The organism is Microbacterium sp. NPDC059771 (assembly GCF_042732495.1).
Taxonomy (GTDB): domain Bacteria; phylum Actinomycetota; class Actinomycetes; order Actinomycetales; family Microbacteriaceae; genus Microbacterium; species Microbacterium sufflavum.
The window spans coordinates 2,602,010-2,627,055 of the sequence record NZ_JBHWHK010000001.1 but is presented as its reverse complement, the minus strand read 5'-3'; the positions used below and the strand labels follow the sequence as shown (position 1 = coordinate 2,627,055).

The window sequence follows — 25,046 nt, the reverse complement described above, 5'->3', positions numbered from 1 at the left end:
CGGGGCCCTTCTTCGTCTGAGGTGCCGCTCAGCCGCCGATGGCGACGTTGGTGGTGGCGACCGGCTCGTCGTAGATCGCGGAGATCTCGTCGGCGAAGTCGTTCATGATGACGTTGCGCTTGATGGAGAGCTTCGGGGTGAGGTGGCCGGAAGCCTCCGTCCACTCCGAGTCGAGGATCGTGAACTTGCGGATCGACTCGGCCCGCGAGACCCGCTGGTTGGCCGCGTCCACCGCGCGCTGCACCTCGGCGCGCACCGCCGGGTTGGTGGAGGCGTCGGCGAGCGACATCTTCTCGTCCAGTCCGTTGTTGGCGAGCCAGGTGGGCAGCATCTCGGGGTCGAGGGTCACGAGCGCGGAGATGAACGGGCGCTGATCGCCGACGACGACCACCTGGCCGACGATCGGGTTCGCGCGGATGGGATCCTCGAGTGCGGCGGGTGCGACGTTCTTGCCGCCGGCGGTGACGATGATCTCCTTCTTCCGGCCGGTGATGGCGAGGAAGCCCTCGGAGTCGAAGCTGCCGATGTCGCCGGTGTGGAACCAGCCGCCCTCGCTGAAGGCTTCGGCGGTGGCCTCGGGGTTGTTCCAGTACTCCTTGAAGACGTTGATGCCGCGGACCTCGATCTCGCCGTCGTCCGCGAGCCGGATGCCAACGCCGGGAAGGGCGGGGCCGACGGTGCCGATCTTGGACTTGTCCGCGAGGTTCACGGTGGCCGGTGCCGTGGTCTCGGTGAGGCCGTAGCCCTCGAGGATGACGACGCCGAGGCTGTGGAAGAAGTGGCCGAGGCGGGCGCCGAGGGGAGCCGAGCCCGACACCGCGTAGACCACGTTGCCGCCCATGGCCTCGCGCAGCTTGCTGTAGACCAGCTTGTTGAAGAGCGCGAACTTGAGCTTCATGCCGAACGGGATCTTCTTGCCCTCTTCGAGGAGGCGCGAGTGCTCGATCGCGACGTCGGCGGCTGCGCGGAAGATCTTGCCCTTGCCGCCCGCTTCGGCCTTCTGCTCCGCCGAGTTGTAGACCTTCTCGAACACGCGCGGGACGGCGAGGAGGAACGTGGGCTTGAACGAGCCGAGTGCCGGCAGCAGCTGGCGCGTGTCCGGCTGATGACCGGTGCGCACGCCGGCGTGGATGTTGAGGATCGAGATGAAGCGTGCGAACACGTGCGCGGTGGTGATAAACAGCAGCGTGGAGGAGCCGGGCGTCTGCACGACCTCGTCGAGCGCCTTCGCGGCGTTGCGGGACAGCTCGACGAAGTTGCTGTGCGTGAGCACACACCCCTTGGGGCGCCCGGTCGAGCCGGAGGTGTAGATGAGGGTGGCGATGTCCGAGGCGACGGCGAGGTTGCGGCGGCGGTCGATCTCCTCGTCGGAGACGGACGCTCCCTGCGCGGTGAGGGTGTCGATCGCGCCGAGGTGCAGCTGCCAGACCTCGCGCAGCAGGGGGAGGTCGCTGCGCACCTCGTCCACGCGCGCGAAGTGCTCGGGAGACTCGACGATGAGCGCGATCGCACCGGAGTCCTCCAGGATCCACTGGATCTGGGAGGGGGAGCTGGTCTCGTAGATGGGGACCATCACCGCGCCCGCGTAGAACAGGGCGAAGTCGACCAGCGTCCACTCGTAGGTCGTCCTGGCGAGGAAGCCGACCTTCTCGCCGGGCTGGATGCCGGCGGCCGCGAAGCCCTTCGCCAGGGCGATGACCGCGGTCTGGAAGTCGGCGGCGGAGATGTCGCGCCACCCGTCGCCCTGGGGGACGGAGAAGAGGGGGCGGTCGGGCGTGGCGCGCACGCGCTCCGCGAGAAGGTCGGCGACGTTCGCGTCGGGATCGGCGGGGACGATCGCGGGGACTTCAAACTGGACCACGGCAGCTCCTTCGGTACCGGTCGGGCACGGGCGTTGGTCCGAGTCTAGGGCATGGCACCCGGTCGCGCTCAGGGTGAAACTGAGTCGCGCACGGCCCGTGCGAGCGGGGCTGGGGCGGACACCGGAGCGGCGCTAGACTTCACCTCGATGTTCTACTGGCTGATGAAGTACGTCGTGATCGGCCCCGTGGTCAAGGCGGTGTTCCGCCCCTGGATCGTGGGCCGGAAGAACGTGCCCGCGAGCGGTGCGGCGATCCTCGCCAGCAACCACCTCTCGTTCGCCGACTCCATCTTCCTTCCCCTCGTGATCGATCGGCCGATGTCGTTCCTCGCCAAGAGCGACTACTTCACCGGTCGCGGCCTCAAGGGCTGGTCGACGAAGTTCTTCATGAAGGCGACAGGACAGCTGCCCATCGACCGCTCGGGCGGCAAGGCCTCTGAGGCTTCGCTCAACACGGGACTGCAGGTGCTCGGCGGCGGCGAGCTGCTCGGCATCTATCCGGAGGGGACGCGCAGCCCCGACGGCAAGCTCTACCGCGGACGCACCGGCATCGCGCGGATGGCGCTCGAGGCGAAGGTCCCCGTGGTGCCCGTGATCATGGTCGACACCGACACCGCGATGCCGATCGGTCGACGCATTCCCCGCATCATGCGGGTCGGGATCGTGATCGGCGAGCCCCTCGACTTCTCTCGCTACGCGGGCATGGAGAACGACCGCTACATCCTGCGCTCCGTCACCGACGAGATCATGGTGGCGCTGCAGCGACTGGGTCAGCAGGAGTACGAAGACGTCTACGCCTCGACCGTGAAGGACCGCCTGCCCACCCGCGTCACATAGGCTCCGCAGCGCATCTCGGCACCGTCGCCGACCAGTAGGCTTGACGCATGCTCCCGCACCACATCGATGCCCTTGATGCCTGGCGCTCGCTTCCCATCAAGCAGCAGCCGCAGTGGCCGGACGCCGACCGCGTCGCCGACGTCTCCCGGCAGATCGCCGCTCTCCCGCCGCTGGTCTTCGCGGGCGAGGTCGACAATCTTCGCGACCGCCTCGCGCGTGCCGCCTCCGGCCAGGCTTTCCTGCTCCAGGGCGGCGACTGCGCCGAGACCTTCGCGGGCGCGACCGCGGAGCAGATCCGCAACCGCATCAAGACGGTGCTGCAGATGGCGGTGGTGCTCACCTACGGGGCGTCGATGCCGATCGTGAAGATGGGGCGCATGGCCGGGCAGTTCGCCAAGCCGCGCTCGAGCGACACCGAGACCCGTGGCGAGGTCACCCTGCCGGCGTACCGTGGCGACATCGTCAACGGCTACGACTTCACGGAGGGCTCGCGCCAGGCCGACCCCGGTCGTCTGCTGCAGGGCTACCACACGGCCGCGTCGACGCTGAACCTGATCCGCGCGTTCACGCAGGGTGGTTTCGCCGATCTGCGCGAGGTGCACTCGTGGAACAAGGGGTTCGCGCAGAACCCGGCCAACCAGCGCTACGAGCGCATGGCCGCCGAGATCGACCGGGCCATCAAGTTCATGGAGGCTGCGGGCGCCGACTTCGACGAGCTGAAGCGTGTCGAGTTCTTCACCGGCCACGAAGGCCTCCTGATGGATTACGAGCGGCCGATGACGCGCATCGACTCACGCACGGACACCCCGTACAACACGTCCGCCCACTTCCTGTGGATCGGGGAGCGCACGCGCGAGCTCGACGGCGCGCACGTCGACTACTTCTCGAAGATCCGCAACCCGATCGGCGTCAAGCTCGGTCCGACGACGACGCCGGAGACGGCTCTCGCGCTGATCGACAAGCTCGACCCCGAGCGCGAGCCCGGACGACTGACCTTCATCACGCGCATGGGTGCCGGCAAGATCCGCGATGCGCTGCCTCCGCTGCTCGAGGCGGTCCGCGAGTCGGGCGCGCAGCCGCTGTGGGTCACCGACCCCATGCACGGCAACGGCATCACGACGCCCACGGGATACAAGACGCGGCGCTTCGATGACGTGGTCGACGAGGTGCGCGGGTTCTTCGAGGCGCACCGCTCCGTGGGCACGTTCCCGGGCGGCATCCACGTCGAGCTCACGGGCGACGACGTGACCGAGTGCCTCGGCGGCTCGGAGCAGATCGACGAGGCCGCCCTCGCGACGCGCTATGAGAGCCTGTGCGACCCGCGCCTGAACCACATGCAGTCCCTGGAGCTGGCGTTCCTCGTGGCCGAGGAGCTCGAGAAGCGCTGACGCCGCGGACACTGCATGACGAAGGGGCCGGAACATCGTTCCGGCCCCTTCGTCATGCGCCGACTCAGCCGGCGAAGCCCATCGTGAGCGTGATCGTCGCGCCCTTCCGCTGCGGGTCCGTCGGACTGTACGACTCGACGCGCGTGTTCTGATTGGCCAGCAGATCCCACACCGAGTCCGGGAGACCGGTGCCGCTCGTGTACGCCCACTTGAAGCCGGCGTCACGTAGTGCCTTGGTCGCCTCGTCGCGGGACAGCCCTGACACGTCGGGGACGTCGAACAGCGGCGGACCCTGGGAGACGATGAGCTGCACGGTCTCGCCCGGACGCCAGGACCCCTCCTCGCCACGCTCAGCGATACCGATGACGCGGTCCTTCCCGATCGTGTCGCTGGGCTGGTACTGGCTCTCGGCGTTGACCTTGAGGCCCTTGCTGGTGAGGGCGTCGGTCGCCTGGCTCACGGTCATATCGCTCACATCCGGCACGGGGCCGCGCGAGATCTGGATGGTGGCGGTGTCCTTCTCGAAGACCGTGCAGCCCTCGTCGCAGCCGTAGGCGTCGCCACCCGCGCGGGGGGTGATGCGCACGTTGATGACCGAGCCGTCGGCGACGTCGGTGAAGTACTCCTCGTCGTCGGTGATCTCCAGGTTCGCCCCCTCCAGGGCCGCGCGCACCTCGTCGGCAGGCACCCCGGCCACGGCGGCGATGTCGTGCGACGCGGGTCCGGCGGAGACGACGACCGCGACCGTCGCCCCCTTGTCGAGGCGTGAGCCCTCGCCCGGATCGGTCTCGATCACGGTGCCCTTGTCGACATCGACCGAGAACTCGTCGCGCTGCGTCGGCACGAATCCGGCATCGGTGAGCTCGGCGGCGGCCTGGTCGTACGTCTGACCCGCGACGGCGGGTACGGCGATGAGCGAGCCGGGGCCGGAGCCGAACCACCAGCCGACGCCGCCGGCGAGCACGGCCAGCAGCAGCACGAGGGACAGGAGGAAGGCTCCGCGGGCGCGGCGCTTGGACGCACGGCGCCGCAGGATCGTGGCGTTGTCGACCGTGCCGGCGGTGGGCGCGACAGCGTCGGGGATCACCATCGTGCCCGGCATCACCTTGGTCAGGTCGCCCGAGTCGGCGGCGCTCTGCGGGGGAACGGTCGCTCTGGTCACCGCGGGGGAGATGCCGAGCTCGCGCTCGATGTCGCGAAGGCGCTCGAGCATCTGCTGTGCATCGTCCGGCCGCTCGTCCGGCGACTTCTCGGTCGCCCACAGCACGAGCTCGTCCAGCTGCTCGGGAACGGCGGGGTTGCGCACGCTGGGGCGCGGCACCGACTCCGTGGCGTGCTGGAACGCGATCTGCATCGGCTGCTCGCCCTTGTAGGGCTGCTCGCCCACGAGCATCTCGTACAGCATGATGCCGAGCGCATAGATGTCGCTGCGCGCGTCGGCCGTTCCGCGGGTGACGAGCTCCGGCGCGAGGTAGGCGATGGTGCCGAGGAGCTGCTGTCCGGTCGCGGTGTTCGCGGTCGTCGCGCGGGCCAGTCCGAAGTCGCCGATCTTGATGCGGCCGTCCTCGGCGAGCAGCACGTTCTCGGGCTTCACGTCGCGGTGCACGATCCCGGCACGGTGCGCCGCGGAGAGCCCGGCGAGCACGGCATCCATGATCGTGATGGTCTGCGCGACCGTGAGGCGTTTCTGCTCCCGGAGGAGTTCGCGCAGGGTGATGCCGGGCAGGTACTCCATCACCAGGTAGGCGAGCTCGCCGTCCTGGCCCTGGTCGAAGACGTTCACGACGTGCGGATCGGCCAGTCGTGCCGCGGCGCGCGCCTCCTGGATGAAGCGGCTCTGGAACGCGGAGTCGTCGCTGAGGTGCGCGTGCATGACCTTGAGGGCGATGCGGCGTTCGAGGCGGAGGTCCGTGGCGACGTATACCGTGGCCATCCCGCCGCGCGCGATTCGAGCTCGGACTCGGTACCGACCGTCGACGAGCCGCCCGATGAGGGGGTCGGCCTGCTGATTGGTCGTCACGTCAGAATTCTAGGGAGGATTGCCTGAAAGCCCCGGGAGCGCCTCACCCCTGGACCCCGTATTCCCCGGACATCTCAGCCGTACAGCGCGAGCCAGGCGTAGGCCTGAGTCTCCCACTGCCCGTACTTGTCGGGGTAGGCGGAGATCTGCACGGCCTGCGCTGCCGCGGTGAACGACAGGCTCTCCCACCCGGGGATGTCGAGCAGGCCTCGGGTGACCGTGCCGTTCGGATCGCTCGGGCCGCCATAGAACACGCGGGTGCTGCGGTCGGCGTCCATGATCTGCTCCGGCGTGCCCCACCCGGTGCTCGGGCGCTGCTGGAAGATGCCGAGCGAATCCCGATCGCCCCAGTCCAGGTTGCGCAGCCCGGACTCGACCATGCCGGTCGCGAGCGCCGTCGCGATGGCGCGATCGGACACGCCGAGCTCGCGACCGATGCGGATGATGAGGGCGGCGGTGCCGGCCTGCTCTGCGGTGAGAGCGGCGCTGAGCTGACCTCCCGGTGCGGGAGCGGCCGCCGGGGCTGTGGCCGGCGCAGGAGCGGCGGCCGCCTGCACGGCGATCTTCTGCCCGGGGTAGATGATCGACGACGGCCCGAGACCGTTCAGTGCGAAGAGAGCCTGCGTCGTGGTGCCGTAGGACTGGGCGATCCCGTACAGCGTGTCACCGGCCGCGACCGTGTGCGTCGTCGCCGCGGGAGCGGGCGCCGGTGCCGGAGCCGGAGCGGGAGCGGGTGCCGCGGCGGGCGCAGCCGCGGGCGCGCCGATGGCGAGGCTCTGCCCCGGGTAGATGATCGAGGCGCGGGTGAGCCCGTTCGCGGACAGGACCGCATCGACGCTCGTGCCGTAGCGCTGCGCGATGGCGTAGACCGTGTCTCCCGCGACGACGGCGTGCACGGTGGTGGCGGCCGGTGCGGGCGCCGGTGCCGGAGCAGGCGCCGGAGCGGCGGCAGGATGGAGCACGAGCGTCTGCCCCGGGTAGATCACGGAGCGCCAGGACAGGCTGTTCCAGGTCAGGACATCGGCCGTGCGCAGCCCGAAGCGACCGGCGATGGCCGCCACGGTGTCGCCCGGCTGGACGACATAGGTCGCCGGCGCCACCTGGGCGGGCACGCCGCGCGGGGGAGCGGTGCGCTGCCGTTCGAGCGGCGCGACCGAGGCGTCGGTCACGGCGACGGCCGGCGCGGCTGTCAGCGTTGCGGCGAGAGCGCCGGCGATCGCGGCGGGCAGCCCCAGCTGCAGGGTTCGAGCGCGGCGAGCAGCGGTCTGAAGGTTCACGACGGGCCCCCTTTTCGAGCACTTCACGCTGACACGGATGTATAGAGATGTCAACAGAAGTGACACATGTGAACAGTGTGACGCGAGTGCTGAAATGCGTCAGGGACGCCGAGGTGAGATAGTGGGCATCGTGTCTGAGAACGTTGCCGCCTCACCCGAAGCCGCCCCCGTCGAGTGGTTGACGCTGCCCGACCTCGTCGAGGTCCTCGGTGAGCCGCTGGGACGGGTGCGTCGACTGATCGACGACCATCACCTGGTCGGATCGCGTCGTACCGGTGTCTTCGCCGTGCCGTCCGTGTTCATCGTCGACGGGCACCCGCTGAGTTCGCTGCGCGGCACGGTCATCGTGCTGCAGGATGCGGGCTTCAGCGATGACGAGCTCATCGACTGGCTTCTGGCGGAGGAGGAGAGCCTCGGCCGTTCGCCCATCGCGTCGCTGCTCGCCGGCCACAAGAGCGAGGTCCGCCGACTCGCGCGCACCCTGGCCTGAGCGGGCTTCAGGCCGAGCGCACTGTCGCGGCTCGCCCGAGGTCGCGGAGCTCGCCCACGGCGGCGTTGTCGAGCGGAGCTCCGGTCAGCGCCCTGTCCGCCTCGCGGGCGTAGGCGGAGATCATGTCTTCCACCCGTGCGAGCGCGCCGGAGTCCGCGATGGTCGACTGCAGAGCGGCCACCTGCTGCGCACTCAGGGCCGGGTCGCCGAGCAGCTCATCGAGGATGGTGCGTGCGGGCGCGTCGAGCGCCTCGCGGGTCAGCGCGACCAGAACCGTCCGCTTGCCCTCTCGCAGATCGTCGCCGGCCGGCTTGCCCGTCACGCTGCTGTCGCCGAAGACGCCCAGCACGTCGTCTCGGAGTTGGAACGCCATCCCGACCGGGTGACCGAAGCGCCGCAGCGCGGCGAGCTGCTCGTGGTCTGCGCCGGCGAAGGCGGCACCGAGGACGAGCGGCTGCTCGATGCTGTACCTGGCCGACTTGAGCGAGGCGATGCGCAACGCGCGTTCCGCGTGCTCCTCCGCCGGATTGACGCTCCAGGCGGACTCCTCTGCGATGTCCAGGAACTGGCCCGTGGTCACATCGCGTCGCATGCGGGCGTACTCCCCGCGCACGGCGCTCGCGTGCGGATGGCCGTCGAGGGCGGCTTCGAGCAGGTCGTCGCTCCACGCCACCAGGAGGTCGCCGAGCAGAACGGCCCCCGCGCGACCGAAAGCCTCCGCGTCTCCGCTCCAGCGGGCGCCGCGGTGCGACGCCTCGAGGGCGCGATGGGCCGCGGGGCGACCGCGCCTGGTGTCGGAATTGTCGATCAGGTCGTCGTGCACGAGGGCGGCGGATTGGAAGATCTCGAGGGCCGCGCACAGATCCCACAGGCGGTCGTCCTCGGTGGCCGTGCGCTCGTGGAAACGGGCGACGGCACGCCACCCGGCATGACAGAAGCGCGCGCGCAGTCGCTTGCCACCCGCTAGCGTGCTCGCCGCCATGTCGAGGAACGCGCCCGCATCCGGCCCGTAGGCCGATGACTCCTCCCGCATGCGTGCGAGGAAGCCGTCCAGTCGGGCGGCGACGGCGTCGGGGACGGGAGAGGCTGACGGCACGACTCCCAGCATACGTAAAGGAAGGGAGGGGCCTGACGCTGGCCCCGGACGCCCGTCGAGCGTAGACTGGAGTGCACCATACCCGAGGGGGACGAGATGCCACTCTCCGAACAGGAGCAACGTCTGCTCGACGAGATGGAACGCCATCTCCTTCACAATGACGCCGATGTGGTGAGCGCGCCGTCCGGTGACCGCGCACTCAGCTATCGCAACCTCGTCTACGGGGCGCTCCTGCTGCTCGCGGGCGTCGGCGGTCTCGTCGTCGGTGTCATCCTCGGCGATGTCTGGGGTGTGGTGGTCGGGGTCATCGGGTTCGCGGCCATGCTTGCCGGCGTCATGCTCGCGGTCACCCCCGTGCGTCGCTCGGCGCCGGCCGAGCCGCGTCAGCGCTCGACCGCGAAGCGACAGGACTCCTCCTCCTTCATGGATCGCATGAACGATCGCTGGGATCGCCGCCAAGACGGACGGTGACCCGCCTCACCTTCTCTGAGAAGCCCGGATGCTCTGCATCCGGGCTTTTTCCGTGTGTGGACTCTTTCCTCCACTGGGCCTCCACGGCCCTCCACTGACGCTCCACCCCGCTCCACCGCATAATCACGCGGTTCTCTGGCGCGCCCGGAGCCCTTCGAGCAGAATCTACGGGCATTCCTCATAGGAAAGTGGAGCAAAGTGGAGTAAAGTGGGGCGCACCTCGAGTTGGCCGGACGGAGAGGGGGTGAAGGCCGATGCTGCTGGGCACGCACTCACCGAAGCTGGACGACAAGGGACGGGTCATCCTTCCCGCGAAGTTCCGCGAGGACCTGGGTGGCGGCATCGTCGTCACCCGCGGTCAGGAGCGCTGCCTCTACGTCTTCAGCACGGCCGAGTTCGAGGCGATGCACGAGCGGATCCGTCAGGCGCCGCTCGCGAACAAGCAGGCACGTGACTTCATGCGCCTGTTCCTCTCCGGAGCAAGCGCGGAGATGCCCGACAGCCAGAACCGCATCACCATCCCCGTCCACCTGCGTCAGTACGCCGGTCTTCAGAAGGAGCTCATCGTGACCGGAGTCGGTGCTCACGCCGAGATCTGGGACGCCGAGAGCTGGAACGCCTACCTCGCCGCTGGTGAGGAGTCCTACGCCGAACTGGAGCAGGAGGTGATTCCGGGACTGTTCTGACCACGGCTGTGATGCCCCGCCGCTCCCGCCCCGACACACTTCCCCGGTGCCGGGTCGCGAAGCGGAGGGGGATCAGAGCCGAAGGTCGGACCCGAGAGAGATCATGAGCCTCCGCGACATCCACACCCCCGTCCTGCTCGACCGCTGCGTCGAGCTGCTCGCGCCCGCCCTGCAGGAGGACGGCGCCGTCCTGGTCGACGCGACCCTCGGAATGGGCGGCCACTCCGAGGCGCTGCTGGAGCGGTTCCCCGGCATCCGCCTGATCGGGCTCGACCGCGACACCGACGCGCTGCGGATCGCGGGGGAGCGGCTCGCCCGGTTCCGCGATCGCCTCACCCTGGTGCACGCCGTCTACGACGAGATCGGCCTGCATGCTCAGGGGGCCGCGGGCATCCTGTTCGACCTCGGGGTCTCCTCGCTGCAGCTCGACGAGGCCGAGCGCGGTTTCGCGTACGCCAAGGATGCTCCTCTGGACATGCGGATGGACCAGACGAAGGGCATCACCGCCGCCGACGTCATCGCCACCTACAGCGAGGGCAACCTGCGGCGCATCTTCGAGCGCTACGGCGAGGAGAAGCTCGCTGGCCGTTACGCCCGATTCATCATCGAGGCACGGCAGAAGCAGCCGATCCTGCGGTCGGGCGAACTCGTCGACATCCTCGTCGCTGCCACGCCCGCGGCCGCCCAGCGCGCTGGACACCCCGCCAAGCGGGTCTTCCAGGCGCTCCGGATCGAGGTCAATGCGGAGCTGAACGTGCTCGCCGACGCGATCCCGGCCGCGATGGACGCCCTCGCGGTCGGCGGCCGCATCGTCGTGATGTCGTACCAGTCGCTGGAAGACCGCCTGGTCAAGCAGGCGTTCGCGGCCGCGTCCGCGTCCACGGCCCCGGCGGGGCTGCCGGTCGAGCTCCCGGAGCACGCCCCCCGCTTCCGCATCCTGACCAAGGGCGCGGAGCTCGCCGACGACGAAGAGCGCGCCCGCAACCCGCGGGCGATCCCGGTGCGCCTGCGCGCCGCTGAGAAGGTGCGGGAGAGCGCATGAGCATGAACGCAGTACGCACGGCGGCCCGTCCGCTGCCCTCCGAGGCGCCGCAGCGCGCACCGAAGCGGCGACTGCAGCCGGTCACCACCCCCGCGGTCCGCCGCAAGCCGAAGCTGGCCTATGCGCTCGTGGCCCTCGCCGGCGCCCTCGCCATCGGCGCGGCGCAGGTCGGGCTGTCCCTCGCGATCACGCAGGACTCGTTCACCCTCGCGGGCCTGTCGTCCCAGCAGCGGGAGCTGGATCTGCACACGCACGCCCTGCAAGAGGAGCTCACCGGCCTGAGCTCGCCGCAGGTGCTCGCCAGCAGCGCGGCCGCGCTCGGGATGGTCGTCGCCGGTTCCCCCTCGTACCTCCGGCTCAGCGACGGCGCGGTCTTCGGCACGGGGTCGGGAGCCGACTGGACCTCGACCGTCGACCCGAACGGCGCGGCGGCCGTCGGGAACGTGCTGATCACCGAGAACGCGCCGCCCGCGGAGCAGACCGCGCAGGGCGAGGACGGCGTCGCGCCGCCCGCGCAGGATCTTCCGCCGGCCATCACCGACGGCCTCCCCAGCCCCACCACCCACTGATCGCAACGACCACGGAGAGATCCCATGACGACACGAGCCACGCGCGGACCGCGGCGACGCACTGTCGTCGCTCTGGCGGTCATCCTCTCGGTCCTGGTGGCGTTCGTCGTCCGCCTCGTCGACATCCAGGTCGTGAGCGCCGACGAGCACGTCTCGCAGTCGCTCGAGCACATCGGGGCGGGTTCCGCCATCCCCGGCCAGCGCGGCTCGATCGTCGATTCCGGGGGCACCGTGCTCGCATCGAGCGTCATGGTCTACGACGCCCAGCTGAGCCCGCAGGTGATCATGCTCGTCGAGGAGAAGAACCCGAAGCTGCCGTGGGCCGAGGCCTCGGACAAGATCGCCGCGATCACCGGTCAGACCGGCGAGGAGGTGCGGGCGCTGGTCTCCAACGCCCTCGCCGAGAACCCGAACAGCCAGTACGCGCCGCTCAAGAAGGGCCTGAACACCGAGCAGTACATCGCCCTGCGCGACCTCGGCATCGGCTCCTACCTGTCGCTCAAGCCGCGGGAGACGCGGGTCTACCCGAACGGTGCGGTCGCCGGGAACATCCTCGGCTTCCTCGACAACACGGGGGAGGCGAAGGCCGGCGTCGAGCAGCTCGAGGAGACGTGCCTCGCGCCGGTCGACGGTGAGGAGACGTACCGCAAGGGCAAGGACGGCGTCGTCATCCCGGGCAGCGAGAAGGTCGTCGACGCCGTGGACGGCGGCACCGTGCAGCTCACGATCAACAGCGACCTGCAGTGGTACCTCCAGCAGATGATCGGCGAGGAGGCGCAGAAGCAGGGCGCCAAGGGCGGCACCGTGACGGTCGTCGAGGTGGCGACGGGCAAGATCCGCGCTGCGGCCGAGTGGCCGGCGATGGACCCCAACGACCTCGACTCCTCCACGCCCGAGACGCGCTACAGCCAGATCTTCCACCGAGACTTCGAGCCGGGATCCACGTTCAAGGCGATCACCGCCGCGGCCGCGATCGAGGGCGCGGGTCTCACGCCCCTGAGCACGGTGACCGCCTCGTCGCGCGAGACGTTCCCGAACGGTGCCGTCATCAACGACGCCTTCTCGCACCCGGCCTACAACTACACGCTCGCGGGCGGCCTGATCGACTCGTCGAACGTCGCACTGTCCAAGTTCGGCACCATGGTGTCGCCCGAAGTGCGCTACGACTACCTGCAGCGGTTCGGCGTCGGCCAGAAGACGCTCGACTTCCCGTCCGAGGTGTCCGGCCTGCTGCACCCCGTCTCCGACTGGGACAGCCAGTCGCTGTACACGACCACGTTCGGCCAGTTCTTCACGGTAACCGCGCCGCAGCTCGCCGGCGCATACCAGGCGATCGCGAACGGCGGCGAGAAGATCGACCTGTCGCTGGTCGAGTCCTGCACCGGTGCGGACGGCACGGTCTCCGAGGTGAAGAAGCCCGAGCACGAGCAGATCGTCGCACCGCAGACCGCAGCCGACCTCACCCGCATGCTCGAGAACGTCGCGGTCCAGGGCGGCAACGCCGATCGCATCCAGGTTCCCGGCTACCGCGTGACGAGCAAGACGGGTACCGCACAGGTCTCCGACGGCAACGGCGGATACAAGGCCGGCGTGTACTACACGAGCATGGTGGGCTTCGCTCCGGTCGACGATCCGCAGTACGTCGTCGTGGTCACTCTCGACGAGCCGACTAAGGTTGTATCGTCCGCGGCCACCGCATCCGCCTTCCAGAAGGCGATGACGCAGGTGATGAAGACCTATCGCGTGATGCCGTCCTCTGTCCCGATGGACGCGCTCCTCCCCAAGTTCGGATAGTCGGCGAGAGCCGCGCATGGAGATGACATGATCGCCCTGACGCTCGCTGAGATCACCGCCGCTGTCGGCGGTGATCTGCGCGTGGCCGGAGAGCACACCCCCGAGACCGTCGTCGACGGCCTGGTCGACACCGACTCGCGCACCATGCGGCCGGGATCGATCTTCGTGGCGAAGCCCGGCGCGGAGACCGATGGACACCGTTTCGTCGGTGCGGCGGTCGAGGCCGGTGCCGTGCTCGCGATCGTGGAGCATCCGGTCGACGTGCCCGTCAGCCAGATCGTCGTCTCCGACGCCGTGGTCGCCCTCGGCGAGCTGGCGCGCGAGGTCGTGGGCCGCGTGCGCGCGGGCGGTGGGCTGCGTATCGTCGGCATCACCGGGTCCAACGGCAAGACCACGACCAAGAACTTCCTCGCACGCATCCTCGCCGACGAGGGGGAGACCGTCGCCCCGATCAACTCCTTCAACAACGAGGTCGGTGCCCCCGTCACGATGCTCCGCGTGACCCACGACACCCGGTACCTCGTGAGCGAGTTCGGGGCGGCCGGCCCAGGGAGCATCGCCCGCCTCGCCGGACTCGTCGAACCCGACCTCGTCGTCGTGCTCATGGTGGGGCTCGCGCACGCGGGCGGCTTCGGCGGCATCGAGGCCACGGCCAAGGCGAAGTCCGAGCTCGTGTCGGCGGCGCGGGTTCCGGGCACCGCCGTGCTCAACGCGGACGACCCCCGGGTGTGGGCGATGCGCGAGCTCGCCGAGCACCGCGGCCTCCGCGTCGTCGGCTTCGGTCAGTCCGACGCGGCCGAGGTTCGCGCCCACGACATCGTCGTGTCCGCCTCCGGGACGACCTGCACGATCGAGGTCGCGGGGGAGCGCCGCCCGCTGCGGCTCCGCGTGCTCGGCGCTCACCACGTGACCAACGCGCTGGCCGCCCTCACCGCGGCCGTGCAGCTCGGCGTGGCTCCGGCCGACGCGATCGCCCGCCTGGAGACCGTCGAGATCGCCGAGCGATGGCGCATGCAGCCGATGGGCAACGATCGCGTGCGCATCATCAACGACGCCTACAACGCGAGCCCCGACTCGATGGCCGCCGCTCTGCGCACGCTCGCGCAGATCACCGGCCCGGACGAGCGCACGGTCGCCGTCCTGGGGGCCATGAGCGAGCTGGGCGACAGCGCGGGCGAGGAGCACGACCGCATCGGCCTGCTCGCGGTGCGTCTCAACATCCGCCGCATCGTGGTGGTGGGCCCTGAGGCGCGCCGCCTCTACCTGGCCGCGGTCGGCGAAGGCTCCTGGGACAGCGAGGCCGTGCATCTGCCCGACCAGGATGCGGCGTTCGAGTACCTGCGCACCGAGCTGCGCGACGGCGACCGCGTGCTGGTGAAGTCATCCAACTCCGTGGGCCTGCGGCATCTCGGCGATCGTCTGGGAGAATTGTTCTCGTGAGGTCACTCATCATGGCGGCGGCGATCTCGCTCGCCTTCACCCTGTTCCTGACCCCCGTCTTCCTCCGGCTCTTCCGGAAGTGGGGCTGGGGGCAGGTCATCCGCACCCCCGAGTCCGTGCACAACCCCAGCCACGAGGCCAAGCGCGGGACCCCGACCATGGGCGGCGTGATCTTCATCCTCGGCTCCATCGTCGGCTACTTCACGGGCGTCCTGGTGAGCGGGGAGACGCCAGCGCTGTCGGCGATCCTGGTGATCTGGCTCATGGTGGGCTTCGGCGCGGTGGGCTTCATCGACGACTACATGAAGGTGCGCAGCCAGCGCAGCCTCGGCCTCTCCGGGTGGCGGAAGGTGATCGGCCAGCTCCTGGTCGTCATCCCGTTCGGCATCGTGGCGTTGAACTTCCCGAACCGCTGGGGTCAGACGCCCGCGAGCGCCTCGATCTCGCTGTTCCGCGACATCACCTGGCTCAACCTCTTCGCCTTCGGTGTGGTCCTCGGCTGGATCCTGTACCTGGCGTGGATCGCGATCATCGGCGTGGCCACGTCCAACAGCGTCAACCTCACCGACGGCCTCGACGGGCTCGCGGCCGGTGCCGGCGTGCTCGTCGTCGGCGCCTACAGCGTGATCGCGTTCTGGCAGTTCAAGCAGCCCTGCATCGGCGGCGACCCCGGCGCGCTCGGCGGATGCTACGAGGTGCGCGACCCCTTCAACCTGGCGATCATCTCGGCCTCGTTCGCCGCGAGCCTCATCGGCTTCCTGTGGTGGAACGCCCCGAAGGCGAAGGTGTTCATGGGCGACGTGGGCTCGATGGCGATCGGCGGCGTCGTGACCGCGATGGCGATCCTGACGCGCACCGAGCTGCTGCTCCTCGTGATCGCGGGCGTCTTCGTCCTCTCGTCCGGCTCGGTCATCCTGCAGCGGGCGTACTTCAAGGTCACGCGCGGCAAGCGGCTGTTCCTCATGAGCCCGTTCCACCACCACCTCGAGATGCGCGGCTGGTCGGAGGTCACGATCGTCGTGCGCATGTGGATCATCGCCGGCCTGCTCGCGGTCTCGGCGATCGGACTGTTCTACGTGGAGTGGCTGACCCGTGTCGGCTGAGCGTCTGGCCGGACTGACCAGCTGGAACGCGGACTGGTCGGGGCTGCGTGTCGCCGTGCTCGGACTGTCGATGACCGGCTTCTCGGTCGCGGACACCCTGGCGGAGCTGGGCGCCGACGTGCTCGTGCTCAGCGAGTCGGCGGACGAGGAGTACGCGCGCCTGCTGCCCGTGATCGGCGCGACCCTCGAGCTGGGGTCGCTCGCCGAGGTGCCGGAGGCCCTGCGCGCGTTCGAGCCGGAGGTGGTGATCGCGTCGCCGGGCTTCTCGCCGTCGCACCCCGTGATCCGCTGGGCGCAGGACGCCGGCATCGCGCTCTGGGGGGACGTCGAGCTCGCGTGGCGGGTGCGGGACAAGGTGCTCCGCGCCGACGGGACCCCGGCCGACTGGGTGCTCATCACCGGCACCAACGGCAAGACCACGACCACGCAGCTCACCGCGACGCTGCTGGTCGAGGGCGGCCTGCGTGCGGCCCCGTGCGGCAACATCGGGGTGCCCGTGCTCGACGCGGTGCGCGACCCGGCCGGCTTCGACGTGCTCGTGGTGGAGCTGTCGAGTCATCAGCTCTGGTACCTCGGGTTGTCGCAGCCGGAGGGGGAGCTGTTCCCGTACTCCGCCGTGTGTCTGAACCTCGCCGACGATCACCTCGTGTGGCACGGCAGCGCGGAGGCCTACCGCAACGCGAAGGCCCTGGTGTATCGCAACACGCGCGTGGCCTGCGTCTACAACAAGGCCGACGTGGCCACGCGCCGCATGGTCGAGGAGGCCGAGGTCGTCGACGGCGCCCGCGCGATCGGCTTCGACCTGGGCATCCCCGGCCCGAGCGACCTCGGCGTGGTGGAGGGGCTGCTCGTCGACCGGGCGTTCCTCGACGACCGCGCCCGCAGCGCCCTCGAGCTCACCACCGTCGCCGAGCTCGAGTCCGCTGGACTCTCGGCGCCGCACATCGTGCAGAACATCCTCGCCGCAAGCGCACTCGCCCGGTCGCTCGGCGTCGAGCCGGAGGCGATCCACTCGGCCCTGCAGGGCTTCCACCTCGACGCTCACCGCATCCAGGTGGTCGCGCGCCACGCCGGCATCACCTGGGTCGACGACTCCAAGGCGACGAACCCGCACGCGGCAGCCTCCTCGCTGCGGGCGTACCCCGGAGCGGTGTGGGTCGTTGGCGGTGATCTGAAGGGTGTGGACATCTCCGAGCTCGTGGCCGATGCCGGGGCGTCCGCCCGCGCGGCGGTCGTGATCGGTGTGGAGCGCGGCGATGTCGTGGCGGCATTCGGGCGACACGCGCCGGCGGTGCCGGTGTTCGAGGTCGACGCTGGCGACACTGGACAGGTCATGAACCGCGTGGTGGAGATCGCCGCGGGGATCGTCGAAGACGGGGGCACCGTGCTGTTGGCCCCGGCCGCGGCGTCCTTCGACCAGTTCTCCGGCTATGCGGAACGTGGCCGCCGCTTCGCCGAGGCGGTACGTGAGTGGATCGAGCGGGGGAGCGCCGATGACGCAGGTGGCTCGCCCTCCGCGCTCTGAGTCGGGCGGCCTCGCGGCCCGGGTGTCTCTGGGGCGCCGGTTCACGCCGGTGTCGACTGAGTTCCTCCTGATCGCGTCGACCGCGCTGCTCCTCACGATCTTCGGCCTGGTGATGGTGCTGTCGGCCACCAGCGCGACCGCCGTCGCGAACGACCAGAACCCGATGGACGGCGTGCTGCGCCAGGGCGTCTTCGCCCTGCTGGGCATCCCGCTGATGTTCCTCATCAGCCGTCTGCCGATCGCCTTCCTGAAGCGCATGGCCTGGCCCGCGCTGTTCGGGGCGGTCGCCCTGCAGCTGCTGGTGTTCACGCCTCTGGGCATCGCGGACGGCGGCAACCGGAACTGGATCCAGATCGCCGGGTTCCAGATGCAGCCGTCCGAGTTCCTCAAGCTCGCGCTGGCCCTGTGGATCGCCGCGGTGCTGCTGCGCAAGCAGACCATGCTGGGCACCTGGCACCACGTGTTCATCCCGGTCGTGCCGGTGGGCGCTCTCGCGATCGGGACCGTGCTGGCGGGCAAGGACCTGGGCACCGCGATGGTGATGGTCCTGATCCTGCTCGGCTGTCTGTTCTTCTCGGGCGTCAAGCTCCGGCTCTTCATCATCCCGATGATCCTCGGCGTGGTCGCGGTGCTCGCGTACGCACTGTCCAGCGAGGATCGGATGCGGCGCATCACCGCGACGTGCGACGACATGGCGCTCTACTACACCGACTGCTACCAGTCGATCCATGGCATCTGGGGCATGGCCTCTGGCGGCATCTTCGGGCTCGGCCTGGGCAACTCGCAGGAGAAGTACGGCTGGCTGCCCGCCGCGGGCAACGACTTCATCTTCGCGATCGTCGGCGAGGAGCTCGGCCTGATCGGCTGCATCGTGGTGCTGGCGCTGTTCACGTTCTTCACGGTCGGCGCGTTCCACATCATCCGCAAGACGCCGGACCCCTTCATCCGGGTCGCCGCGGGCGGCATCACGGTGTGGATCGTGGGCCAGGCGGTGCTGAACATCGGTGTGGTGATCGGTGTCTTCCCCGTGATGGGCGTGCCGCTGCCGTTCATGTCGCAGGGCGGGACGGCGCTGTTCGCGGTGCTCGTGGCCTGTGGTGTGCTGCTCGCCTTCGCCCGGACGATCCCCGTCTCGGAGAAGCAGTCAGGTGCGCGGGGTAGGGTCGCTCGGTGACCTCGTATCTTCTCGCCGGCGGTGGCACCGCCGGCCATGTCAACCCGCTGCTCGCGGTCGCCGATGCGTTGCGCGAGCGTGACCCGGAGGCCACGGTCCTGGTGCTCGGGACGGCCGAAGGCCTGGAGTCGCGGCTGGTGCCGGAGCGCGGGTACGAGCTGCTGATCGTCGACAAGGTGCCGTTCCCGCGGCGTCCGAACGCGCAGGCAGCGGCGTTTCCCGGTCGCTTCCGTCGTGCGATCGCTCAGGTGCGTCAGCACATCCGCCGTCACCGCATCGACGTGGTGGTCGGCTTCGGCGGGTACGCCTCGGCTCCCGCGTACGTGGCGGCGCGCCGCGAACGGGTGCCGTTCGTGGTGCACGAGGCGAACGCCAAGCCGGGTCTCGCGAATGTGCTCGGCGCCCGGGCTGCCGCAGGGGTGGGCGTCGCGTTCGAGGGCACACCGCTTCGCCGTGGCGAGGTCGTCGGCATGCCGCTGCGACGTGAGGTGATCGCGCTCGACCGTGCCGCGACGCGTGCCGAGGCGGCGGAGCACTTCGGCCTCGACCCCGCACGACCCGTCCTGCTCGTGTTCGGCGGTTCCCTCGGAGCCCAGCGGCTGAACGACGCGATCGCCGATTCCTGGCGCGACATCCTCGACGCCGGGTGGCAGCTGCTGCACGTGACGGGGGAGCGCAGCGACCTCGAGGATCCCCGCGTGCCTGGCTATACGATGCGCCGCTACGTGGACCGCATGGACCTCGCGTTCGCGCTGGCCGATCTGATCGTGTCGCGGTCGGGTTCGGCCACCGTGAGCGAGGTCAGTGCTCTGGGCATTCCCGCGCTCTACGTCCCGTACTCGGTGGGCAACGGCGAGCAGCGGCTCAACGCCGGCTCGGCGGTGGCAGCGGGAGCAGCCGAGCTGCTCGACGACGCCACCTTCGACGGCGACGCGGTGCGGCGGCTCGTCGTGCCCCTGCTCGGCGATCCCGAGCGCATCGCGCGCATGGCGGCGGCCGCGGAGAACGTCGGTACCAGGAACGGTACGGAGAACGTGATCCAGCTGATCGACCGTGCCCTCGGTGCGGCGTGACTCCGGCGTCCCGACCGGAACGAAAAGTAGACTGAAGCGGACATGATCAGACCCGACCTCTCCCTCCCCCTTCCCGAGACGATCACCTCCGCGCACTTCATCGGCATCGGCGGCTCCGGCATGAGCGGGCTCGCCAAGATGTTCCTCGACGCCGGCATCCGGGTGTCCGGAAGCGACCGCGCCGACAGCGACAACCTGCGTGCCCTCGCCGCCGCGGGCGCGACCGTGCACGTCGGTCACGACGCCGCGCACCTGGGCGACGCCGACACCGTGGTGCACACCGGTGCCATCTGGCCGGAGAACCCGGAGTTCGTGACGGCGAAGGAGCGCGGTCTCCACGTCATCCACCGCTCGCAGGCGCTGCACTGGCTGATCGGATCGCGACGTCTGGTGTCGGTCGCGGGGGCCCACGGCAAGACCACCTCGACCGGGATGATCGTGACCGCGCTGCGCGAGCTCGGGGCGGAACCGCACTTCGTCAACGGCGGCGTGATCGAGCAGCTCGGAGTGTCCAGCGCCACCGGGAGCGGTGACCTGTTCGTGATCGAGGCCGACGAGTCGGACGGCACGTTCCTGCTGTACGACACCGCGGTCGCGCTCATCACGAACGTCGACCCCGATCACCTGGACCACTACGGGTCGGACGAGGCGTTCCACGACGCGTTCGTGCGGTTCGCCGACGCGGCCTCGGAAGCCGTCGTGATCTCCAGCGACGACCCCGGTGCGCTGCGGGTCGGGGCGGGGCTGTCGCACCCCCACGTGCTCACGTTCGGTGAGGCGGAGGACGCGGATGTGCGCCTGACCGACATCGTCACGGACGGACCGGTCGCGGCGACTCTGGTGTACGCGGGGGAGCAGGTGCGCATGCAGCTCGCCGTCCCTGGGGCCCACAACGCGATCAATGCGACCGGTGCCGTCGCGGTGCTCGTCGCGCTCGGCTTTCCGTTCGCCGACGCGGTGCACGCGATGGAGGGCTTCGCGGGGACCGTGCGTCGGCTCGAACGCCACGGGGAAGAGCGCGGCGTCACGGTGTACGACGACTACTCGCATCACCCGACCGAGGTCAGGGCGGCGCTGGAGGCGATGCGCACTCTCGCCGGCGACGGCCGACTGATCGCGATCCAGCAGCCGCACACGTACTCCCGCACGCAGCACATGTATCAGGAGTTCGCCGATGTGCTCGAGCAGCTGGCCGACCACACCGTGATGCTCGACGTCTACGGCGCCAGGGAGGATCCGGTTCCCGGTGTCACCGGTGAACTCGTGAGCGGTGCGTTCCACGACCCCTCGCGCGTGCACTTCGTGGCGGACTGGCAGCAGGCCGCCGACTACACGGCCTCGGTCGCGCGCGCGGGCGACGTGGTCGTCACGCTCGGCTGCGGCAACGTGTACCAGATCATCCCGCAGGTGCTGGAGTCGCTGCGTCGGACCGACGGGGCGTAGCGCATGCGCCGGCCCGCACCGCTTCCGAGCGCTCCGGATGCCCCGGAGCAGGCGCCCGCCGCGCCGGAACGGACTGCGCGTGCGCGTCGCCGTGATCCGGAGCCGCCGATCCCGCTCGTCGATGAGCCTGCGGGCGAGGCCGTGCAGGATGACGACGCGGAGCGTCCCACGTCGACGCGGGAGGTGTGGCGGGCGGCTCGCGCTCGTCGCAAGGCGCTGCGCGCGGAGATCCGCCGCTTCACGCAGCGGTCACGTCGGCGCCGGATCGTCTGGCTCAGCAGCCTGGGTGCCCTCGTGCTGCTGGTGGGCGGGAGCGTCGCGGCGGCATACAGCCCGCTGTTCGCGGTCGAGCGGATCACGGTCGCGGGGGCGACGACGATCGATCCTGCCGTGATCGAGGCGGCGCTGAGCGACCAGGTCGGCACCCCCCTCGCGCTCGTGGACACGAGTGAGGTGAAGGCCGCTCTCCTGGCGTTCCCGCTGATCGAGACGTACTCCCTGGAGGCGCGCCCTCCGCACGACCTGACCGTGCGCATCGTCGAGCGGACGCCCATCGGGGTGATCTCGTCGTCGGCGGGCTACACGCTGGTGGATGCGGCGGGTGTGGCGCTGTCGACGACGGCGGAGCAGCCCGCGGGTCAGCCGCTCGTGGAGACCGAGGGCGGGGTGGATTCGGCCGCGTTCCGCAGCGCCGGCCTGGTGGTGCGTGCACTGCCGGAGGGGATCCGCTCGGCGCTGACGGAGGTGAGGGCGTCGACCGCGGACGATGTGACGCTCACCCTCAGCACCGGCCTCACGGTCGTGTGGGGGAGTTCGGAGGAGTCGGGTCTGAAGGCGCTCGCGCTGTCGGCGGCGCTCACCGCGAACCCCGAGGCGTCGTCGATCGATGTGACCTCGCCGGACGTCGCGGTCGTCGGCTGACGGCTTTCGGCGGGAATGGGGCGACACGCCCGTGTCGCTGCGCGCGCGCGGCCGGGCGGCGCTTACCTTCGATCTGAGAGAACGCAATACCGGGAAATACTTTACACCTCTAGTTGAGGTTTAAGGTTCCCATCCAAGGCTCGACTAATCGGAGGCCGGCCATGAGCCAGAACCAGAACTACCTCGCCGTGATCAAGGTCGTCGGCGTCGGCGGTGGCGGCGTCAACGCCGTCAACCGCATGATCGAGCTCGGGCTCCGCGGAGTCGAGTTCATCGCCGTGAACACCGATGCGCAGGCGCTGCTCATGAGCGACGCCGACGTCAAGCTCGACGTCGGCCGCGAGCTCACGCGCGGTCTCGGGGCGGGTGCCGACCCGGAGGTCGGTCGCCGTGCTGCGGAAGACCACGCGGAGGAGATCGAGCAGGCGCTGACCGGCGCCGACATGGTGTTCGTCACCGCCGGTGAGGGCGGTGGCACCGGAACCGGTGGCGCGCCCGTCGTCGCCCGCATCGCCAAGTCGATCGGCGCCCTGACGATCGGTGTCGTGACCAAGCCGTTCTCGTTCGAGGGTCGCCGCCGCCAGAGCCAGGCGGAGGCCGGCGTCGCCAAGCTCAAGGAAGAGGTCGACACCCTCATCGTGGTGCCCAACGACCGCCTCCTGGAGATCAGCGACCGCGGCATCTCGATGATCGAGGCCTTCGCGACCGCCGACCAGGTGCTCCTCGCCGGTGTCCAGGGCATCACGGACCTCATCACCACCCCCGGTCTGATCAACCTCGACTTCGCCGACGTCAAGTCGGTCATGCAGGGTGCGGGATCCGCGCTCATGGGTATCGGGTCGGCGCGCGGCGCCGACCGGGCCATCAAGGCCGCCGAACTCGCGGTCGAGTCTCCGCTGCTGGAAGCCTCGATCGAGGGCGCGCACGGCGTGCTCCTCTCGATCCAGGGTGGCTCGAACCTGGGCATCTTCGAGATCCACGACGCCGCGGACCTGGTGAAGGAGGCCGCGCACCCGGAGGCGAACATCATCTTCGGTACCGTCATCGACGACACGCTCGGCGACGAGGTGCGCGTCACGGTCATCGCCGCGGGCTTCGACGGCGGGGAGCCGTCGCTGCGCCTGGACCCGATGGTCGTCTCCCGGCCGTCCACCGCATCGCTGCCGGAGGTCGCCCTCTCGGACGAGGCCGAGAAGCCCGCGGAGACGCCCGCCACCGAGTCGGCCCCGGCACCGCAGCGCACGCCGGCCACCAGCATCGAGCCGGCATTCGCCGACGACGACATCGACATCCCCGAATTCCTGAAGTGACGGCTCCGATGGGTGCTCCGGCGCCATCGGAGCTCGCGGCGCGGCTGTCGGCGATCGACGAACGGATCGCCGACGCCGCGCGCGCGGCCGGTCGCGCACCGGAGGAGATCACCCGGATCGTCGTGACGAAGTTCCACCCGGCGGCTCTCGTGCGCGAGCTGCACGCCCTCGGCGTCTCGGCGGTGGGGGAGAACCGCCAGCAGGAGCTGACCGCGAAGGCCACGGAGCTCGCCGACCTCGACCTGCAGTGGCACTTCATCGGCCAGGGGCAGACCAACAAGGCGGGGGCCATCCGGCGCAGCGCCGACGTGGTGCACTCCGTCGACCGCGACCGCTTCGCCGACGCGCTGCATCGAGCGACCGACGGCGACGATGTGCTCGACGTGCTCGTGCAGATCAATCTGACCGACGACCCGGGTCGCGGCGGTGTCGCACCCGACGCGGCGACCGCTCTGGCCGAGCACGTGCTGTCGCTGCCGTCGCTGCGGCTGCGCGGCGTCATGGCCGTCGCGCCGCTGGACGAGGAGCCCGCCTCCGCGTTCGCGCGGCTCCGGGGCATCGCCGACGGCATCCGCACGATCGAGCCGACGGCCACGTGGATCTCGGCCGGTATGACCGGCGACTTCGTCGAAGCCATCGCCGCCGGCGCGACACACCTGCGCATCGGTTCCGCAATCACGGGACCGCGCCCCGACCGGGGTTAACCTGTGACAAGACCAGCCCGAGACGTTCGAACCGGAGGACACGATGGGTAACCCGCTGAAGAAGACCATGGTGTATCTCGGCCTCGCCGACGAGGAAGAGGTCTACGAGGAGGAGACGCAGGCACCCGCCCGCGCCCACCGTGAGCGCGAGCGCGAGCGTGAGGAGCCGACCCCGGCCCCCGTCACGCCCCTCCGTCGTCCCGTCGCCGTCCGTCAGCCCGCAGCAGGAGCCGTGAACGAGATCCTCACCGTCCACCCGAAGCAGTACCGCGACGCGCAGCTCATCGCGGAGAACTTCCGCGAGGGCGTCCCGGTCATCATCAACCTCTCCCAGATGAGCGACGCCGACGCGCGGCGCCTCATCGACTTCGCGAGCGGTCTCTCCCTCGGCCTGTACGGCCGCATCGAGCGCGTCACCTCCAAGGTGTTCCTGCTCTCGCCGGAGAACATCGCGGTGTCCGGGCACGGGGGAATCGCGCACGCGGACGCCGAGTCCGCGGGCTTCGACCACTCCTAACCCGTGCAGCTGGTCTCGGTCCTCGCCAGCATCGTCCACCTGGTGCTGCTGCTGTACATCTTCGTGCTCTTCGCGCGGCTTATCCTGGACTACATCCCCCTGTTCAACCGGGAGTGGCGTCCGAAGGGATTCGGCCTCGTCGCCGCGGAGGCCGTCTACACGGTCACCGATCCGCCGATCCGGTTCTTCCGGCGGATCATCCCGCCGCTGCGCATCGGGCAGCTGTCGCTCGATTTCGGGTTCGCGCTCACCCTGCTGGTGGTGCTGATCCTGATGAACATCGTCCGGCTCTTCATCCGCTGACG

At 69.8% G+C, this 25,046-nt stretch carries 23 protein-coding genes; 19 read left to right on the top strand and 4 right to left on the bottom strand.

Annotated elements, in window-relative coordinates:
* Nucleotides 1-28 precede the first annotated feature (28 nt).
* Entirely contained in the window at nucleotides 29-1,861 is a 1,833-nt protein-coding gene (locus ACFV3I_RS12570) for an AMP-dependent synthetase/ligase (RefSeq protein ID WP_378822971.1), read from the bottom strand.
* Between the two features lie 147 nt (nucleotides 1,862-2,008).
* On the opposite strand from ACFV3I_RS12570, the gene ACFV3I_RS12565 reads away from it, so the two are divergent.
* Nucleotides 2,009-2,698 (top strand): 1-acyl-sn-glycerol-3-phosphate acyltransferase, encoded by a 690-nt coding sequence (locus ACFV3I_RS12565; RefSeq protein ID WP_136037280.1) that lies wholly within the window; start codon nucleotides 2,009-2,011, stop codon nucleotides 2,696-2,698.
* Nucleotides 2,699-2,745: 47 nt separating this feature from the next.
* Nucleotides 2,746-4,086 (top strand): class II 3-deoxy-7-phosphoheptulonate synthase, encoded by a 1,341-nt coding sequence (locus ACFV3I_RS12560; protein ID WP_136031294.1) that lies wholly within the window; start codon nucleotides 2,746-2,748, stop codon nucleotides 4,084-4,086.
* A gap of 64 nt (nucleotides 4,087-4,150) precedes the next feature.
* Here the strand turns inward: ACFV3I_RS12560 and pknB are convergent, their stop codons facing one another.
* Together pknB and ACFV3I_RS12550 are read right to left on the bottom strand one after the other, a co-directional pair.
* A complete protein-coding gene (pknB, locus tag ACFV3I_RS12555) occupies nucleotides 4,151-6,106 on the bottom strand; it encodes a Stk1 family PASTA domain-containing Ser/Thr kinase (protein WP_136037281.1) in 1,956 nt (651 codons plus the stop codon).
* A 74-nt stretch (nucleotides 6,107-6,180) separates the two neighbouring features.
* Nucleotides 6,181-7,383 (bottom strand): LysM peptidoglycan-binding domain-containing protein, encoded by a 1,203-nt coding sequence (locus tag ACFV3I_RS12550; protein WP_378803808.1) that lies wholly within the window; start codon nucleotides 7,381-7,383, stop codon nucleotides 6,181-6,183.
* 121 nt (nucleotides 7,384-7,504) lie between these two features.
* Between ACFV3I_RS12550 and ACFV3I_RS12545 the strand changes: the two genes are divergently transcribed.
* Nucleotides 7,505-7,873, top strand: coding sequence for an Rv2175c family DNA-binding protein (locus ACFV3I_RS12545; RefSeq protein ID WP_205812765.1), 369 nt, complete (start codon nucleotides 7,505-7,507; stop codon nucleotides 7,871-7,873).
* Nucleotides 7,874-7,880: 7 nt separating this feature from the next.
* On the opposite strand, the gene ACFV3I_RS12540 is transcribed toward ACFV3I_RS12545, so the two are convergent.
* On the bottom strand, nucleotides 7,881-8,969 hold the full coding sequence (locus ACFV3I_RS12540) for a polyprenyl synthetase family protein (protein ID WP_240753216.1): 1,089 nt from the start codon (nucleotides 8,967-8,969) through the stop codon (nucleotides 7,881-7,883).
* 96 nt (nucleotides 8,970-9,065) lie between these two features.
* On the opposite strand from ACFV3I_RS12540, the gene ACFV3I_RS12535 reads away from it, so the two are divergent.
* The 16 genes from ACFV3I_RS12535 (at nucleotide 9,066) to ACFV3I_RS12460 (ending at nucleotide 25,044) form a co-directional block, all read left to right on the top strand.
* Nucleotides 9,066-9,440: a DUF3040 domain-containing protein gene (locus ACFV3I_RS12535; protein ID WP_136031304.1), complete on the top strand. Its 375-nt coding sequence runs from the start codon at nucleotides 9,066-9,068 to the stop codon at nucleotides 9,438-9,440.
* Nucleotides 9,441-9,694: 254 nt separating this feature from the next.
* A complete protein-coding gene (gene mraZ / locus ACFV3I_RS12530) occupies nucleotides 9,695-10,126 on the top strand; it encodes a division/cell wall cluster transcriptional repressor MraZ (RefSeq protein ID WP_378803807.1) in 432 nt (143 codons plus the stop codon).
* A 103-nt stretch (nucleotides 10,127-10,229) separates the two neighbouring features.
* Nucleotides 10,230-11,168, top strand: coding sequence for a 16S rRNA (cytosine(1402)-N(4))-methyltransferase RsmH (gene rsmH, locus ACFV3I_RS12525; protein WP_136037285.1), 939 nt, complete (start codon nucleotides 10,230-10,232; stop codon nucleotides 11,166-11,168).
* A complete protein-coding gene (locus ACFV3I_RS12520; protein WP_136031310.1) occupies nucleotides 11,165-11,737 on the top strand; it encodes a hypothetical protein in 573 nt (190 codons plus the stop codon). Before rsmH ends, ACFV3I_RS12520 begins: the two co-directional genes overlap by 4 nt.
* A gap of 24 nt (nucleotides 11,738-11,761) precedes the next feature.
* Entirely contained in the window at nucleotides 11,762-13,531 is a 1,770-nt protein-coding gene (locus tag ACFV3I_RS12515) for a peptidoglycan D,D-transpeptidase FtsI family protein (protein ID WP_378822968.1), read from the top strand.
* Between the two features lie 27 nt (nucleotides 13,532-13,558).
* Nucleotides 13,559-14,971, top strand: a complete 1,413-nt coding sequence (murF, locus tag ACFV3I_RS12510; protein WP_136037288.1) for a UDP-N-acetylmuramoyl-tripeptide--D-alanyl-D-alanine ligase — start codon at nucleotides 13,559-13,561, stop codon at nucleotides 14,969-14,971.
* Complete coding sequence (gene mraY, locus ACFV3I_RS12505; protein WP_136031316.1) at nucleotides 14,968-16,074, top strand: phospho-N-acetylmuramoyl-pentapeptide-transferase; 1,107 nt, start codon at nucleotides 14,968-14,970, stop codon at nucleotides 16,072-16,074. Before murF ends, mraY begins: the two co-directional genes overlap by 4 nt.
* Nucleotides 16,064-17,599: a UDP-N-acetylmuramoyl-L-alanine--D-glutamate ligase gene (gene murD / locus ACFV3I_RS12500; protein ID WP_378822966.1), complete on the top strand. Its 1,536-nt coding sequence runs from the start codon at nucleotides 16,064-16,066 to the stop codon at nucleotides 17,597-17,599. Before mraY ends, murD begins: the two co-directional genes overlap by 11 nt.
* Nucleotides 17,568-18,773 (top strand): putative lipid II flippase FtsW, encoded by a 1,206-nt coding sequence (ftsW, locus tag ACFV3I_RS12495; RefSeq protein WP_136031320.1) that lies wholly within the window; start codon nucleotides 17,568-17,570, stop codon nucleotides 18,771-18,773. Before murD ends, ftsW begins: the two co-directional genes overlap by 32 nt.
* Complete coding sequence (locus ACFV3I_RS12490) at nucleotides 18,770-19,846, top strand: glycosyltransferase (protein ID WP_136037290.1); 1,077 nt, start codon at nucleotides 18,770-18,772, stop codon at nucleotides 19,844-19,846. The genes ftsW and ACFV3I_RS12490 overlap by 4 nt, the downstream gene beginning before the upstream one ends.
* Before the next feature lie 42 nt (nucleotides 19,847-19,888).
* Complete coding sequence (murC, locus tag ACFV3I_RS12485; protein ID WP_136037291.1) at nucleotides 19,889-21,289, top strand: UDP-N-acetylmuramate--L-alanine ligase; 1,401 nt, start codon at nucleotides 19,889-19,891, stop codon at nucleotides 21,287-21,289.
* A 3-nt stretch (nucleotides 21,290-21,292) separates the two neighbouring features.
* Nucleotides 21,293-22,210, top strand: coding sequence for an FtsQ-type POTRA domain-containing protein (locus ACFV3I_RS12480; protein WP_247638913.1), 918 nt, complete (start codon nucleotides 21,293-21,295; stop codon nucleotides 22,208-22,210).
* Between the two features lie 161 nt (nucleotides 22,211-22,371).
* Nucleotides 22,372-23,520 (top strand): cell division protein FtsZ, encoded by a 1,149-nt coding sequence (ftsZ, locus tag ACFV3I_RS12475; RefSeq protein ID WP_136031329.1) that lies wholly within the window; start codon nucleotides 22,372-22,374, stop codon nucleotides 23,518-23,520.
* Nucleotides 23,521-23,528: 8 nt separating this feature from the next.
* Complete coding sequence (locus ACFV3I_RS12470) at nucleotides 23,529-24,224, top strand: YggS family pyridoxal phosphate-dependent enzyme (RefSeq protein ID WP_247639003.1); 696 nt, start codon at nucleotides 23,529-23,531, stop codon at nucleotides 24,222-24,224.
* A gap of 43 nt (nucleotides 24,225-24,267) precedes the next feature.
* Entirely contained in the window at nucleotides 24,268-24,741 is a 474-nt protein-coding gene (locus ACFV3I_RS12465) for a cell division protein SepF (protein WP_136031331.1), read from the top strand.
* A 3-nt stretch (nucleotides 24,742-24,744) separates the two neighbouring features.
* Nucleotides 24,745-25,044: a YggT family protein gene (locus tag ACFV3I_RS12460; protein WP_136031333.1), complete on the top strand. Its 300-nt coding sequence runs from the start codon at nucleotides 24,745-24,747 to the stop codon at nucleotides 25,042-25,044.
* The last annotated feature ends 2 nt before the right edge of the window (nucleotides 25,045-25,046 follow it).